Source organism: Cellulomonas sp. P22 (genome assembly GCF_044392165.1).
The window spans coordinates 120,690-135,364 of record NZ_JBISBW010000005.1 but is presented as its reverse complement, the minus strand read 5'-3'; the positions used below and the strand labels follow the sequence as shown (position 1 = coordinate 135,364).

17 protein-coding genes are annotated in these 14,675 nt (G+C 71.5%); 10 read left to right on the top strand and 7 right to left on the bottom strand.

Going from position 1 to position 14,675, the window contains the following annotated elements:
- Positions 1-35: 35 nt before the first annotated feature.
- Positions 36-623, bottom strand: a complete 588-nt coding sequence (locus ACGIF2_RS05890; RefSeq protein ID WP_396044502.1) for a TetR/AcrR family transcriptional regulator — start codon at positions 621-623, stop codon at positions 36-38.
- Between the two features lie 151 nt (positions 624-774).
- Here ACGIF2_RS05890 and ACGIF2_RS05885 point away from each other — a divergent pair, with 151 nt between their 5' ends.
- Together ACGIF2_RS05885 and ACGIF2_RS05880 are read left to right on the top strand one after the other, a co-directional pair.
- A complete protein-coding gene (locus ACGIF2_RS05885) occupies positions 775-1,794 on the top strand; it encodes an aldo/keto reductase (protein ID WP_396044500.1) in 1,020 nt (339 codons plus the stop codon).
- A 446-nt stretch (positions 1,795-2,240) separates the two neighbouring features.
- Positions 2,241-2,516: a hypothetical protein gene (locus tag ACGIF2_RS05880; RefSeq protein ID WP_396044498.1), complete on the top strand. Its 276-nt coding sequence runs from the start codon at positions 2,241-2,243 to the stop codon at positions 2,514-2,516.
- 47 nt (positions 2,517-2,563) lie between these two features.
- Here the strand turns inward: ACGIF2_RS05880 and ACGIF2_RS05875 are convergent, their stop codons facing one another.
- Entirely contained in the window at positions 2,564-3,241 is a 678-nt protein-coding gene (locus ACGIF2_RS05875) for a hypothetical protein (protein ID WP_396044496.1), read from the bottom strand.
- A 1,049-nt stretch (positions 3,242-4,290) separates the two neighbouring features.
- Here ACGIF2_RS05875 and ACGIF2_RS05870 point away from each other — a divergent pair.
- The gene (locus ACGIF2_RS05870; RefSeq protein ID WP_396044494.1) at positions 4,291-4,893 is read left to right on the top strand and encodes a hypothetical protein; all 603 of its coding nucleotides are present in this window, start codon (positions 4,291-4,293) and stop codon (positions 4,891-4,893) included.
- A gap of 7 nt (positions 4,894-4,900) precedes the next feature.
- On the opposite strand, the gene arr is transcribed toward ACGIF2_RS05870, so the two are convergent.
- Both arr and ACGIF2_RS05860 read right to left on the bottom strand, forming a co-directional pair.
- Positions 4,901-5,329: an NAD(+)--rifampin ADP-ribosyltransferase gene (gene arr, locus ACGIF2_RS05865; protein WP_396044492.1), complete on the bottom strand. Its 429-nt coding sequence runs from the start codon at positions 5,327-5,329 to the stop codon at positions 4,901-4,903.
- A gap of 91 nt (positions 5,330-5,420) precedes the next feature.
- Positions 5,421-5,906, bottom strand: coding sequence for a MarR family winged helix-turn-helix transcriptional regulator (locus ACGIF2_RS05860; RefSeq protein WP_396044490.1), 486 nt, complete (start codon positions 5,904-5,906; stop codon positions 5,421-5,423).
- Positions 5,907-6,024: 118 nt separating this feature from the next.
- Between ACGIF2_RS05860 and ACGIF2_RS05855 the strand changes: the two genes are divergently transcribed.
- The gene (locus tag ACGIF2_RS05855; RefSeq protein ID WP_396044488.1) at positions 6,025-7,497 is read left to right on the top strand and encodes an MFS transporter; all 1,473 of its coding nucleotides are present in this window, start codon (positions 6,025-6,027) and stop codon (positions 7,495-7,497) included.
- Positions 7,498-7,583: 86 nt separating this feature from the next.
- Positions 7,584-8,288 carry a DUF4389 domain-containing protein gene (locus ACGIF2_RS05850; protein ID WP_396044486.1) on the top strand — a complete coding sequence of 235 codons (705 nt, stop codon included), beginning with the start codon at positions 7,584-7,586 and terminating at the stop codon, positions 8,286-8,288.
- A gap of 22 nt (positions 8,289-8,310) precedes the next feature.
- Here ACGIF2_RS05850 and ACGIF2_RS05845 read toward each other — a convergent pair whose 3' ends face one another.
- Positions 8,311-8,631 carry a DUF5808 domain-containing protein gene (locus ACGIF2_RS05845; protein WP_396044484.1) on the bottom strand — a complete coding sequence of 107 codons (321 nt, stop codon included), beginning with the start codon at positions 8,629-8,631 and terminating at the stop codon, positions 8,311-8,313.
- Between the two features lie 149 nt (positions 8,632-8,780).
- Here ACGIF2_RS05845 and ACGIF2_RS05840 point away from each other — a divergent pair, with 149 nt between their 5' ends.
- Entirely contained in the window at positions 8,781-9,590 is an 810-nt protein-coding gene (locus tag ACGIF2_RS05840; protein WP_396044482.1) for an SDR family NAD(P)-dependent oxidoreductase, read from the top strand.
- 85 nt (positions 9,591-9,675) lie between these two features.
- Positions 9,676-11,331, top strand: coding sequence for a collagen-binding domain-containing protein (locus tag ACGIF2_RS05835; RefSeq protein ID WP_396044481.1), 1,656 nt, complete (start codon positions 9,676-9,678; stop codon positions 11,329-11,331).
- A gap of 21 nt (positions 11,332-11,352) precedes the next feature.
- Here the strand turns inward: ACGIF2_RS05835 and ACGIF2_RS05830 are convergent, their stop codons facing one another.
- Positions 11,353-11,721: a DoxX family protein gene (locus ACGIF2_RS05830; RefSeq protein ID WP_396044479.1), complete on the bottom strand. Its 369-nt coding sequence runs from the start codon at positions 11,719-11,721 to the stop codon at positions 11,353-11,355.
- A 166-nt stretch (positions 11,722-11,887) separates the two neighbouring features.
- On the opposite strand from ACGIF2_RS05830, the gene ACGIF2_RS05825 reads away from it, so the two are divergent.
- Positions 11,888-12,394 carry a MarR family winged helix-turn-helix transcriptional regulator gene (locus ACGIF2_RS05825; protein WP_396044477.1) on the top strand — a complete coding sequence of 169 codons (507 nt, stop codon included), beginning with the start codon at positions 11,888-11,890 and terminating at the stop codon, positions 12,392-12,394.
- 28 nt (positions 12,395-12,422) lie between these two features.
- Positions 12,423-12,734 carry a DUF1905 domain-containing protein gene (locus ACGIF2_RS05820; RefSeq protein WP_396044475.1) on the top strand — a complete coding sequence of 104 codons (312 nt, stop codon included), beginning with the start codon at positions 12,423-12,425 and terminating at the stop codon, positions 12,732-12,734.
- 26 nt (positions 12,735-12,760) lie between these two features.
- Here ACGIF2_RS05820 and ACGIF2_RS05815 read toward each other — a convergent pair whose 3' ends face one another.
- Positions 12,761-13,423: a hypothetical protein gene (locus ACGIF2_RS05815; protein ID WP_396044473.1), complete on the bottom strand. Its 663-nt coding sequence runs from the start codon at positions 13,421-13,423 to the stop codon at positions 12,761-12,763.
- 68 nt (positions 13,424-13,491) lie between these two features.
- Between ACGIF2_RS05815 and rlmC the strand changes: the two genes are divergently transcribed.
- Positions 13,492-14,616 carry a 23S rRNA (uracil(747)-C(5))-methyltransferase RlmC gene (gene rlmC, locus ACGIF2_RS05810; RefSeq protein ID WP_396044471.1) on the top strand — a complete coding sequence of 375 codons (1,125 nt, stop codon included), beginning with the start codon at positions 13,492-13,494 and terminating at the stop codon, positions 14,614-14,616.
- Positions 14,617-14,675 lie beyond the last annotated feature (59 nt).

The following is a 14,675-nucleotide window of genomic DNA, read 5'->3' as shown; positions in this document are numbered from 1 at the left end:
GGCGAGCGTCTCCATGTGGCGACGCGGTTCCACCGCTACTGCCGGCGCAGCCCCGCGATGACGAGCTCCACCATGCGACGGGCGTCGTAGCGGGGGTTGTCGTCCGAACCGATGCAGAGGTTCCCGATGCCGCGCATGAGCAGGTAGGCGTCGATGTCAGGCCGGATCTCGCCTGCCGCGGCAGCCGCGTCGAGCAGCTGTGTGCACACCGGGACGAGCCGATCGACGAAGTACGCGTGCAGGGCGTCGAAGGACGCGTCGTCGGACTGCAGCGCCTCGGCGAGGCCGTGCTTCGTGACGAGGAAGTCCACGAAGAGGTCGATCCAGGCCGCCAGAGCCGCCAGCGGGGTGCTGCTCGTCCTGAGCAGGGTCGGTCCGGCCTCGGCGCACGCTTCGACCTGGTGCCGGTAGACGGCGACGATCAGATCGGCCCGGGTGGGGAAGTGGCGGTAGATCGTGCCCATCCCGACGCCGGCCTTGGCGGCGATGTCGCGCACCGGTGCCTCGACCCCTGAGGTGACGAACACGGCGGCGGCTGCAGCGAGCAGCGTCTCCTCGTTGCGCCGGGCATCGGCTCGCTTCTGCGGCGCCGCCGGCCCTGTTGCGCTGTGGACGTCAGCCATCGTGCCCTTCATCTCTGTCGATCCCTTGCTATCCGGAACGGTGCTCCGTATAGTTCACCGGAGCGATGCTCCGGTTTTCTGAGCATGGCAGACCACGAGGCGCGTCAGCAAGCGGCTCGCTCCACGCCGCCCCACCCATCCAGGAGGAACCATGCTCTACCGCACCTTGGGCCGCACCGGTGTGCAGGTCAGCTCGCTCGCGCTCGGCGCGATGAACTTCGGGACGATCGGCGACACCACCCAGGACGAGGCCACCGCGATGGTGGACGTCGCCCTCGAGGCCGGTGTCAACGTCATCGACACCGCCGACATGTACAGCCAGGGCGGGTCCGAGGAGATGGTCGGCAAGGCCATCGTCGGCCGCCGCGACGACATCGTGCTGGCCACGAAGGCGAGCCTGCCGATGGGCGACGGGCTCAACCACCAGGGCGCCTCACGCCGCTGGTTGGTCGCCGAGCTCGACCGAAGCCTCCAGCGCCTGGGCGTCGATCACGTCGACCTGTTCCAGATCCACCGGTGGGACCCGACCACCAGCGACGAGGAGACGCTTTCGGCGCTGACCGACCTGCAGCGCGCGGGCAAGATCCGCTACTTCGGTTCCTCGACGTTCCCGGCGTACCGCATCGTGCAGGCCCAGTGGGCCGCCCGGGAGAACCACCTGGGGCGCTACGTCACGGAGCAGCCCAGCTACTCGATCCTGCAGCGCGGCATCGAGACGCACGTGCTGCCCGTGACCCAGGAGCACGGGCTCGGCGTGCTGGCGTGGAGCCCGCTGGCCTCAGGCTGGCTGTCGGGCGCCGTGCGCGAGGGGCGCGAGATCGCCACCCATCGCTCCGCCGTCCTGCCGCAGCGCTTCGACCTCACCATCGCGTCCAACCGGGCTCGGATGGACGCCGTCGAGAAGCTGGCGACGGTCGCCGACGAGGCGGGGCTGACGATGATCCAGCTCGCGCTCGGCTTCGTCACCGCGCACCCCGCGGTGACGAGCGCGATCATCGGGCCCCGCACGATGGACCACCTCCGGTCTCAGCTCGCCGCAGCGGACACCGTGCTCACCGTCGACGTGCTCGACGCGATCGACGCGATCGTGGCCCCGGGCGTCGACCTCGCTCCCGACGAGAAGTTCGACGCTCCGCCGGCGCTGCTCGACGCGTCACTACGGCGCCGCTGAGCGCGGAGGCGTACCGTCCAGCCCATGCCCACCGACCGCAGCCGCAAGGGCCGGTACGCGCGGCGCCGTCGCCATCGCGTGGCGGCCGGTACACGCTCGACAACGTCGCCCCGGCCAGCGAGCGCGCGTTCCTGGAGCGGCACCTGCGGATCCAGGCCGAGCTCGAGCGACGGTTCGCCGAGGTGCCCGTCGTGGCCCCGCAACCCGAGTGTGCCGCCGGTTCGACGGTCTGCCCCGGACGCCATCCGGGCGATCGGAGCATCGCCGTTCCACGTGGTCGTGCTGACCCCCGGGCAGCTCAGTCGTTGATGGCCTCGATGCCGAGCCGCTCGAGCTCCACGAGGTGGTCGCGCATCTGCTGGAGCACCTCCGGGGGGTGCGGTTGCCAGTCCGTGACCTCGCGGGTGACCCGCAGGGGGTGCTAGGTCCGGTAGGAACGGGTCGAGTTGCCCGACGAGCAGGGTGCGGCATCCCGACAGAAGTCGACGGATGACGCCTCAGCAGATCTGGTGGTCACCGGTGCTGGCCGGGGCCTGCACATCGCACAGGCGGCCGTGGCAGCGGGGCACGCGGTGGTAGCCACGGGCCGCAATCCCGACAGGGTCACGCAGGCGGTTGGCGCGTCCGAGAACCTGCTCGCGGTCAAGCTCGACGTGCTGGTCAACAACGCCGCCAACTTCAAGGCCGGGTTCTTCGAGGAGACGGCACCCCTCGACGTGTGACGGCCGGGCGTCGCGGCAACGCGAGGGGGCAGGCCCGGCCGACCCCGTCACGACGTGGTGAGGTGCTCCACCAGGACAGCGATGAGCACCCACAGGCCCATTGTGCCGAGGACTGAGAGGTACGGGTATGCGTGCGCCCAGGAGACCGCCTCGGGCCAGGAACGCCGCAGGTCCTTGGGGCGGCTGAACATGCCGGAGTGCCGGGACACCGGGAGGTTGAGGGGGGCCCACATATGGGACAGGCGACGCTTCCCGTCCACGCTCGAGACTCCTGTCCCGCCGCCCGCTGCGACCCTCAGGAGCGCTGAGCCGTCGACGTCGAGCACCAAGGCATAGGCGACCACGACCGTGCCGAACTCGACCTCGGTCAACCGCACCTCGGCGATCCTGGCAGCGGGGATGTGGCGGTCTCGCCCCGTGAGGGTGCGCCAGGCGACGCCCTCGGCGCTGACGCGGACCTTGTCCGCTCCGGCGCGGTGAGCGCGGCGAACGCGCGCAGACCGTGGACGAAGCCCACGTGCACGAGGCTTCTCGCCGATCAGCATGTCCCCTGCGAACGCCACCCAGTCGACGGGAGGAAGTCCGATCTCGTCGGTGCTCGGCGCCGGCCGCCACGCGGACTCGCCGCGACGACGGAACCGCTTGGCGCGGGCGATCCGGCGGAGGAACTCGCCCTGGTCGACCTGGTGCGCCGCGGAGATGACCTCGTGATCCTCGGCGCTCACCCCCTGCGTACTCGTACAGCGATCCGTCGGCGTAGGTCGCCGTCAGCACCGACGCGCCCTCGTCGAGGCGCACGGCCAGCACCTGCGCGCCTGGTCGGCGCTCGTTCCTGACCGTGGAAGCGGCACGGCGCCGTCGACCGGTCCACGTCCAGGGGTTGTACCGGGTCCTGACGAGAGCGATGACGAGTGAGCCACCGAGCACTGCCAGCATCTGGGGGGCGAACCCGGCGATGAGCACCGCGTCGGAGGTCGGTGAGTAGACGTCCGAGAGGACGAAGCCTGCGACGGTGGGAGGACTCAGGCTGATGGCCAGCACGACGCCCAAGATGGACCAGCGGGACGGGCCATGATGCGGGCGTCCCGTGCGCGCCGCCGTGAACATCCGTGCCGCACCGATGAGCGAGGCCACGACAGCGGGGCCCGTCACGGCGAGCGCGAAGACCGCGAGCCTTCCTTGGGGCACCTGGCGGTCCCACCAGAAGCCCGCCCCGCCGCGCCCTGCCAGCATCAGGTTCCAGGTCAGGTACGCGTGGCGGCTGCTGGCGTCGTAGTAGGCGCCCACCAGGCCCGCCACGACCCAGACGGCGGCTACCGACCGCAACGCGCGATACGTCCAGCGCTCCGACAGCTGTGTCAGCTCCGCGTCGACGGGCGGGAGGACCGACGGGTCGCGCGTGTGCTTCCCGCGTCCTGACGCACTCACCTCGTCGCCTCCCGCGCTCTCGTCCGCACGCTGGGTCATCGGCACGTGGGGCGGCCCGGTGAAGGACCTGACGCCGGGATCAGCGTCGTCCGGGCCGATGCAGAGGTCCCGATGCCGCGCTCTCATCCGCGCGCGACCGCAGCCCAGGCCGACGCGCGAGCCACGACGGCACGGGCTGGGCAGGAGGCTCGCTCACTTCAGGGTCATCGGTACGCGGACCTCTCCGCCTGAGCGTCGTCGCTCCACCGGGCGTGGTGCGGCCGCGCGTGGTGCGGGGCCGGGCGGCGAACGCCTCCGGTGCGCCCGAGGATCGCGCCCGGACAGGCGCGCCTGGGAGGATGCCGGGATGCGACGATCCCGGCTGCACGTGATGGGCGCGAGCGGCTCCGGAACGACCACGCTGGCGCGGGCGGTCGCCGACGTCTGGGCGGTTCCGCATGCCGACGCCGACGACTACTTCTGGCTGCCGACAGATCCGCCCTACGTTCACATCCGCCCGCCGGGTGACCGGGTCGCGCTGATGGAGCAGGTCTTCCTCCCGCGTGAGGCGTGGGTGCTGTCCGGTTCGATGGTGGGGTGGGGCGACGAGGTGATCTCCCGCTGCGACGCCGTGGTGTTCCTGACGCTCGACCCGACGGAGCGCATGCGGCGTCTCGAGGCACGTGAGCGGGTGCAACGGGAGAACCGACCCGTGGACGAGGAGGCGCTGGCGGTGTTCCTCGCCTGGGCTCGTCGGTACGACGACCCGTCTTTCGACGGTCGTAGCCGCACGACGCACGAGGCATGGTTGTCGACCCTGCCCTGCCCCGTCCTGCGGCTCGACAGCACGCTGACGACCGACCAGCTGCGTGACGCCGTGCTCGGCTGGCGGCCGTCCGCGGGCGACCTGCCGCAGGAGCGCGTGCGGGAGGCGTGCGGTTCGCCGCGGTCAGGACGCCGGTGGTCCTGATTCGCGGTCAGTCGTTGATCGCCTCGATGCCGAGCCGCTCGAGCTCCACGAGATGGTCCCGCATCTGCTGGAGCACGTCGGGGGAGTGCGGCTCCCAGTCCACGACCTCGCCGACGACTCGCAGCGGGTGCTGGGTTCGGTAGGACCGGGTCGGGTTGCCCGGGAACCTCTTGTCGGTCAGGTTCGGGTCGTTCTCGAGAGGGCCCAGGGGCTCCACCCGGTAGATCCTGCCGGCCCCGTCACCGACCGCCAGCTCGGCGCCCCAGGTGGCCGCGTCGAGGGTTGCCGTCAGGTACACGTAGTTCGCGGTGCGTCGTTCCCCGTAGTTGGAGCTGCGGCCGGGCTCCAGCACGTCGCCCGTCGCCAGGTCCGCTTTGGTGCCGTGGAAGAACGGCCCGCTGTCGCGGACCTCGGACGGCGTCGGATCGATCTCCATGAACACCCCGTCGTCGGTGGTTCGGGATCCACCCCGCCGGCCCGAGCGGCGCGGCGGCGAGCCCCCATGCTGCTCCCGGCGGTGTGGGGAATCAAGGGTGCGTGGTCGATGGCGCCGGTCGGTCGCCCCGCGGCCAGGGGTGCCCTGACAGGCTCTCGATGTCGGAGTTGAACCGGCCGAGCAGCTCGGCGAGCCGGGTGACGTCCGTGTCGTCCCAGTCGCGGAAGATCCGCCCGAGCGCGACGGTGTTGGCGTCCCGTTCGGCCTCGACGCGGTCGCGGCCCTCGTCGGTGACCCGGAACTTGCGGGCGAGCCCGCCGTCGGGGTCGGGGATCCGTTCGACCAGGCCGTCACGCATGGCCGACGCGGTCTGCCGGTGGACGGTCGACGTGTCGAGGTCGAACGCCTCGCTGAGCTCACCGATGCTCATGGGGCCTTCGATCATCAGCCGGCTGAGCAGGGTGTAGGCGCTGCGGTCGAGGCGGCGCCGCGTGGTGCCGCCCTCGCTGCCGATGCGGGTGAGGTGACGCCCCAGCAGCATCGTCTCGAGCTCGACCTCTCGGATCGCGTCCTCCACGTCAGTCCTTCCCTCGTGAACCGCCACTCGACGCGGCCAGCCTCCCACCTGGAGCGTTGTGCATCATACAACTCGTATGTACGATGCACATCGTTCAGTCCTCGACACCGGGAGAATCGTGACCACGCCTCACACGTCCGACCGCACCGGGGGAGTCGTCGCCGTCCTCGCCTTCGCGGGCATCGTCGCCTCGCTCATGCAGACGCTCGTCGTCCCGCTCATCGGCCAGCTGCCGCAGATCCTCGGCACCACGGCCTCGAGCGCGTCGTGGGTCGTGACCGCGACGCTGCTCTCCGGCTCGGTGTGCATGCCCGTGGCCGGACGGCTCGCGGACACCTACGGCAAGCGGCAGATGATCCTCGTCCTGCTCGTGCCGCTCGTCGTGGGCTCGGTGATCTGCGCCCTCGCGACGTCGCTCGTCCCCATGCTGGTCGGGCGGACCCTCCAGGGGCTGGCCACGGCCATGGTCCCGCTCGGCATCAGCCTGCTCCACGAGGTGCTGCCGCCGCTCAAGGTCCACTCGGCGATGGCCCTCATGAGCTCGTCGCTGGGCATCGGCGGCGCGCTCGGCCTGCCGATCGCCGCGACCGTCGCCGAGCTCGCGGACTGGCGCTTCCTGTTCTGGGGCACGGCGGTGCTGAGCCTCGTCGTGGGCGCGCTCGTCGTGCGCATCGTCCCGGCGCCCCCGCGACCCGAGCGCCACGCGCGGTTCGACATGGTCGGTGCCATCGGCCTGGGCGTGAGCCTGATCTGCCTGCTGCTCGCGATCTCGAAGGGCTCGACCTGGGGCTGGGGGAGCGCGACGACCCTCGGCACGCTCGTCGCCGGCGTCGTCGTCCTGCTCGCGTGGGGATGGTGGGAGCTGCGCACCAGCGACCCGCTCGTCGACCTGCGCGTCGCCGCGCTCCGCCCCGTGCTCCTGACCAACGCCGCGTCGATCGTCGTCGGCTTCGCGCTCTACGCGCAGTCGCTCATCGTGCCGCAGATCCTCCAGCTGCCGCGGGCGACCGGGTACGGGCTCGGGCAGTCGATGCTGCAGATGGGGCTGTGGATGGCCCCGTCCGGGCTCGCGATGATGGCGCTGTCACCCACCGGGGCGCGACTGAGCCGGGCTCGGGGCCCCAAGGCCACGCTGATCGTCGGCAGCATCATCATGGCCGCCGGCTACGCGACGAACATCGCAGTGATGGGCTCGCCCGTCGGCCTCATGATCGGCACGTGCATCACGAGCGCCGGCCTCGGCTTCGCGTTCGGCTCGATGCCCGCGCTCATCCTGGGCGGGGTGCCGAAGTCCCAGAGCGCCTCCGCCAACAGCTTCAACTCGCTCATGCGCTCGATCGGCACCACGGTGTCGGCAGCCGTCGTCGGGGCGGTCCTCGCACAGATGAGCGCGCCCCTGGGCGAGCACCTGGTGCCGACCCAGGCCGGGTTCCGCGCCGGCCTGCTCATCGCGGGCGTCATGGCCGTCGCCGCGGGCCTCATCGCCCTGACGATCCCGGTGCGTCGTCGCCTCGCGGAGGGCAGCGCGGACGGCGACGAGAACGGTGCCGACGCCGTGACGCCCGAAGCACGGTCCGTCCCCGTGGTGTGACGCCCGCGGGTCTGTGGCCTGTCGCCGACGTCCGAGAGGGGTGAGATGGTGAGAATTCGCTCCTCTCGGACTCGGAGGCGAGACAGATGGACCCCTCGTCGGTCTACCCGGTCTATCCGGTCTATCCGGTGCACGTCGAGGCGCGACTCGATCCGGGTCTGAGCCGATGGCTCTGGCTGGTCAAGTGGCTGCTGGTGATCCCGCACCTGTTCGTGCTGTTCGTCCTGTGGCTCGTGTTCATGGTCCTGACGGTGGTCGCGTTCTTCGCGATCCTGTTCACGGCCCACTACCCGCGCTCGATCTTCGACCTGAACGTCGGGGTGTTCCGGTGGGGCTGGCGGGTCTCGTTCTACTCGTACGGCGTGCTGGGCACCGACCGGTACCCGCCGTTCTCGCTCTACGACGTGCCGGACTACCCGGCCCGTCTCTCGATCGACTACCCCGAGCGCCTGTCGCGGGGGCTCGTGCTGGTCAAGTGGTGGCTGCTCGCGATCCCGCAGTACCTCGTGGTCACGATCCTCTCGGGGGGTGGTTCGACCTCGGGCGGGGACGACGGCGGCGACCAGTGGTGGTGGGCGGGCGGCCTGATCGGGCTGCTCGTGCTGTTCGCGGCCATCGCGCTGCTGTTCTCGGGGCGGTACCCGCGCTCGATCTTCGACCTCGTGGTCGGGCTGCAGCGGTGGACGTTCCGCGTCGCGGCCTACGCCTTCCTGCTGACCGACGAGTACCCGCCGTTCCGCCTCGACCAGGGCGGCGAGGAGCCGGTGGCAGCGGTGGCAGCAGCCCCCTGACCGGTCCGGACCGTCCCGCGGGTCAGTCGGTCGTGGTGACCTTGTGCCGGACGAGCGCGACCAGCCTCCCGACGTTCACGGTCCAGCCGACGCCGAACACCTCGGGCGTGATCACGCGCCGGTCGTGCGGCGCCCACATCCGTTCGCGGATGCGGGTGGCCGTCGGGACCCGGAAGTCGTAGGGCACGAACCCGGCGACGACGCCGTTCCAGGTCCTGTCCTGCGCCGGGGTGCGGAGCTCCTTCACGACGGCGGCGGCGACGAGCGCGAGCGTGATCAACCGGATCAGGCTCTGGAGCCCGTTGCGCTTCTTGGTGGTGCCCGACTGGTGGTGCGAACCCACGATGGCCTCCTCGCCGACGGTGACCTCACATGATCCACCCGGGTGGGTGTCGAGACCAGAGGCCGTGCGTTTTCGACTGCGGACGCCGTACCAATGAGTAGCATCGGGCTCGACAACGACGTCAGCACCAACGGTGTGGAGGGCTTCCGATGAAGGTGGCAGGCAAGACCGTAGCGGTGACCGGTGGCGGCAACGGGATCGGACGAGAGCTGGTCCTGGGGCTCCTCGCACGCGGTGCACGCGTCGCCGCGCTCGACCGGGACGAGGGCAGCCTCAAGGAGACCGTCGGGCTGGCGGGCGACCCGGGGGAGCGGCTGTCCACCCATGTCGTCGACATCACCGACCGGAACGCTGTCGAGGCCCTGCCGGACGCGATCATCGAGGCGCACGGCCACGTCGACGGGCTCATCAACTGCGCGGGGATCATCCAGCCCTTCGTGCCGCTGCTCCAGCTGGGCTACGACACGATCGAGCGCGTGATGGCCGTGAACTTCTGGGGCCTGACGTACACGACGAAGACGTTCCTGCCGTACCTGGTCGAGCGGCCCGTCGCGCACATCGTGAACGTCTCGAGCATGGGCGGGTTCCTCCCGGTGCCGGGGCAGACGGTCTACGGCGCGTCGAAGGCCGCCGTGAAGCTGCTGACCGAGGGGCTGAGCTCGGAGCTCGCCGGCACGCCCGTCTCGGTGACAGTGGTGTTCCCGGGGGCGATCGAGACGCGGATCACGGAGAACTCGGGTGTCGACACGAGCAGGCTCGCCGCCGCCGCGGCCTCGAAGCCCCGGCGGGCGATGACCTCGCCGTCCGACGCTGCGCGGATCATCCTCGCCGGGATGGAGCGCGACGCGTACCGCGTCACGGTCGGCAGGGATGCCACGACGATGGACCTGATGGCGCGGCTCTCGCCGAAGCGGGCCGCTGGGCTCATCCAGCGGCAGATGAAGGATCTGCTCGGCTGACGTCGTCGTGACGTGACGGCCACCGCCGACGCGGGTCCCGGCACGGGCGGGTGCGCAATGTACCTATTTGGTGTGTTATGGGCGGATGAAGATCGCCGCGCGTCCACTCGTCGTCGCCCTCGCCACCGCCCTGGCGGGTCTCGTCGTGACCGCCACCCCGGCCGCGGCCCAGATCGACGGCGTGAACCCGGTGCGGGTCGACGTCAACGGCCACCCGGCCAACAGCGGGTTCCTGGTCTTCGTCGAGGGCGACGTCGCGCTCGACCTCGACGAGGCGGAGGGCACGATCGCCGCCGGCGGCGACCTGTCGTTCAACACGAACTACCAGGTGGGCCTCGGTGCGGGTGTCTTCGACACGTTCACGGCCCCGGGTGACGACGCGCCGACGACGCTGTACGTCGGAGGCGGGGTCCAGTGGCCGGCGAACGCGTCGATCCTTCAGGTGCTGCGCGGCAACACCAAGGTGCTCGACACCTCGACCTACACGGCGTACAACACCGACTCGAACGGTGCCCAGGTCAACTACCGGTTGGTCCAGCCGGGGGCGGTGTACGAGTCGACCCCCGCGATCACCGGGACGAACAGGCAGACGCCCGCGTCGATCGGCACCCCCGTCGGGACCGACCTGATCGACATCCCCTCGGCGTACGACACGTATCGCACGCTCACCACCGAGATCGCGGCGTGCGCGCCCGATGTCGAGCTCACCAACGCCCAGGGCGAGGCGCTGCCCCGCCCGCTCACCGTGACGAGCGCGTTCCTGACCCTCGTCCCGGGGCAGGCCAACGTCCTCGAGCTCACGGCCGAGGAGCTCGCGCAGCTCGGCGAGATCACGTTCCGCAACGCCCCGACGGCTGATACGCCGCTCGTCGTCAACGTGACCGGGACGTCGTTCACGGGTGACATCCCCAACCTGGCAGGCGTCTCGAACGCCGAGGCGCCGTACATGCTGTGGAACTTCCCGGACGCGACGACCATCACGGTCACCGGCGGCGACTCGCTCGAGGGCACCCTGTACGCCCCGAACGCGGACCTGACCTGGAACGTGACGGCCAACATCGAGGGGAACGTGATCGCGGCCAACTTCACTCACGGGCCCCCCGGACGGCTGATCTCGCGAGAGATCCACGACTTCCCGTTCGCGACCACCATCACGTGCGGCGAGGACCCGGTGCTCGCCGAGCTGACGCTCGTCAAGGAGGTCGTGGGCGGGTCCGCGTCTGCCGGCGACTGGACGCTCGGTGCGACCGGGCCCACGTCGGTGTCCGGCCCCAGCGGCTCGCCGGACGTCACCGACATCGAGGTCGAGGCGGGCGACTACGAGCTCAGCGAGTCCGGGCCCACCGGCTACCAGCCGGGCAGCTGGGTGTGCGAGGGCGGGACCCTCACCGGGTTGACGGTCACGGTGCCGGAGGGCGGCGACGTCACGTGCCGCATCGTCAACACCTTCGTGACGCCCACGCCCACCCCGACGCCTACGCCCACCCCGACGCCCACGCCCACCCCGACACCGACGCCCACGTGCCCGAGCGTCACGCCGTCGACGACCGCCTCGACCGTGACGCCGTCGACCACGACCCCGGCAGGGAGCCCCGGCTCGACCCCGACCAAGCGGGCGTGCGTGACGCTCGCCGAGAGCGGTTCGGACAGCGCTCCGTTGGGAGCGCTCGCCGGCGTGCTGCTCGCCGCGGGCCTGACCCTGCTGGTGGTGCTGCGACGCACCGTCGGCCGCCGGGAGTGATCCCGGCGGCAGGGGGTCCGGTCAGAACGCGTAGGTCGTGAACCGCAGGATCGCGACGAGCAGCGCGAGCACGCCGAGGGCGAGCGGCGGAACGAACGGCTCCTTGCGGCGCACGTGCACCACGACCGCGCCGCCCATGACCAGGGCCAGGCCGAGCGCCGCGAGGGGGACGAGGATCGTCGCGGTGTCGAGCACGGCCGGGAGGATCAGCCCCAGGGCGCCGAGGACCTCGAGCGCGCCGATGCCCTTGACCCCACCGTCGGTGAAGTCGTCGGCATAGCCCATGCCCGAGGCGACGAGCTGGGGGCGGGTGCGTGAGACCTTCATCAGCCCGGCGCCGAGGAAGGCGACGGCGAGCAGCGCGGTGACGACCCAGAGTGCGATGTTCATGGTGGTCCTTCTCGAGTGCGGTGCGGCACCCGGGAGCGATCACCCGAGCCTGCCGGTCGACGTCTGGCGCGACGAGCGAACGGTAGAGCTGAATTACTTGAGGCGTCAACTGATTTGGCGGTCGCGGGAGGTTGAGGCATCAAGTGATCCGTGCGAGGGTGACCCGGTGAGCGAGGAGACGACGTGGCTGACGGACGAGCAGGCCGCCGCCTGGCGCCCGCTCATGGCCTCGATCATGCTGCTGCCCGGCGTCCTCGACGCCCAGCTGCAGCGCGACGCCGGGCTGACGCACGCCGGGTACACCGTCCTGGCGGCACTGTCCGAGGCGCCCGAGCGGGCCATCCGGCTGAGCGTCCTCGCGCACGGCGCGAGCCTGAGCATGTCGCGGCTCTCGCACCTGGTCGACCGGCTCGAGGGTGCGGGCTGGGTCGAGCGCCGACCCGTCCCGGGCGACGGGCGCAGCACCATGGCCGTGCTGACCGACGCCGGGTGGGACAAGGTGGTGGCGACAGCTCCCGGTCACGTCGAGACCGTCCGGTCGCTCGTCTTCTCCGACCTCAGCGCGGCGCAGACGCGGCAGCTCAAGGCGATCTTCGAGACGATCGCACCCCGGATCGACCCCGAGAACCGGCTCACCGGCTGGTGCTCGGCGTCCAGCGCCCCGGAGCGCTGAGCATGAACCCGCGCGGGCGCCGTCGCTGATGACCACCTACGAGTTCGACGCGCCGCTCTGGCAGTGGCAGGCCCGCCGCGCCGACCTGTGGACGTTCGTCAGCCTGCCCACCGACATCGCCGACCGGGTGCTCGAGACCGCGGGGCACAACGCCCGGGGGTTCGGGTCGCTGCGCGTCGAGGTCGCGGTGGGCGCGACCGTGTGGCGCACGTCGATCTTCCCCGACGACTCCCAGGGCACGTACGCGCTGCCGGTCAAGAAGGCCGTCCGTCAGGCGCAGGGCATCGACCTGGGTGACGTCGTCCACGTGCGCCTCACGCTCGTCGACGGTCCTGCTTGACGTCGTGCCCGGCTGACGGGCCGAGGTCAGTAGGCGGCGGCGTGCCCGGTGACGAGCACGTCGGGCTCGCCGCGCCCGACCGACAGCTCGAGAACGTCGACGTCCGAGAAGTGCTCGCCCATCCGGGCCACGAGCCCGGGGGAGGGCGCCGCGCACCACACCGCCAGCACCCCGCCCGGAGCCAGCACCCGTGCGGCGGTGCGCAGCCCGTCGTGGCCGTACAGGCGCGCGTTGCCGGGGGTGAGCAACCACTCGGGGCCGTTGTCCACGTCGAGGCAGATCGCGTCGAGCGACCCCGGCGCCGCCCGGTCGAGCCAGTCGACCACGTCGGCCTCGTGCACCTGGACCCGCGGGTCCAGGACCGCCCCACCGTTGACCGGTGCGAGCGGCCCGCGGTTCCACCTCAGCACCGCAGGCTCGCGCTCGACGACGTGCAGCTCGCCGACGCCCGGGTGGGTCAGCGCCGCGGCCAGCGAGAACCCGACCCCGAGCCCGCCGATGAGCATGCGGCCCGGTGCTGGCATCCGGTCGGCCGCGACGCCCACGTGCAGGCGCTCGGACGCCCCGCCGCGCGTGTCCATGAGGAACGTGCCGTTCGCGACGATCTCGTGGTGGGCGCCGCGGCGCAGCAGCACCAGCTCGCCGCACAGCCCTGCGACGCGCTCGACGACGACCACGTCCAGGTCCATCCGCCGCACGCTACGCCCGCGGGGCGATCCGTGGGGCGGCCCGAGGGGAGGAACGTAGACTCCGGGCCGTGCACTGCTCGTCGTTCGCCGCGGACCTGTGCCGCTCGTGCACCCTGATGGGGCAGTCGTACCCCGAGCAGCTGGCCGCGAAGCAGCGGCACGTCGAGCAGGTGCTCGGCCCGCGGGCGGACCTGGACTGGCTCGCACCGGTGACGAGCCCCGAGTCGGGGTTCCGCAACAAGGCGAAGATGGTGGTCGGCGGGACGGCGCTGCAGCCGACGCTCGGCATCCTCGACGCGACCGGGCGCGGGATCGACCTGCGCGACTGCGGGCTGTACACCCCGGGGCTGCAGGCGGCGTTCGGGGTGCTCGCGCACTTCGTCGCCCGCGCGGGGCTCACGCCGTACGACGTCGCGCGGCGCAGCGGCGAGCTCAAGAACCTGCTGGTCACCGAGTCGCCCGACGGCGAGCTCATGGTGCGGTTCGTGCTCCGTTCGCAGGAGCCCGTCGCGCGGATCCGCAAGCACCTGCCGGTGCTGCTGGGTGAGCTGCCGCACCTGCGGGTGGTCTCGGCGAACCTGCTGCCCGAGCACAAGGCGGTCGTCGAGGGGGAGCGCGAGATCCTGCTGACCGAGCAGGAGACGCTGCGCATGCGGCTCAACGGCATCGACATGCACCTGCGGCCGCAGAGCTTCTTCCAGACCAACACCGAGGTCGCTGCCGCGCTGTACCGGCAGGCCACCGCCTGGGTCGACGAGCTGGCGCCGTCGTCGGTCTGGGACCTGTACTGCGGCGTGGGTGGGTTCGCGCTGCACTGCGCGGCACCGGGGCGTGCGGTGCTGGGCGTCGAGACGAGCCGCGAGGCGGTCGCGAGCGCGACGCTCAGCGCGCACGAGGCGGGCCTGAGCTGCGCCACGTTCCAGGTGGGCGACGCGACGGCGTTCGCGCTCGGCGCCCCGCACGCGCCGGGGCTCGTGGTGGTCAACCCGCCGCGGCGCGGGCTCGGCGAGGAGCTGAGCCGATGGCTCGAGGAGTCCTCGGTCGAGCACGTCGTCTACTCGAGCTGCCACTCGGGGTCGCTGGCCCGCGACCTGGCGGCGATGCCGTCGCTGCGCCCCCGGCGGGCGCGGCTGCTCGACATGTTCCCGCAGACGTCCCACTACGAGGTGCTCACGCTGCTCGAGCGCGCCTGACACGACGGGCCCCGCGCGGCGTCCTGCCGCGCGGGGCCCGTGCAGTCCGGGGCTGTGCT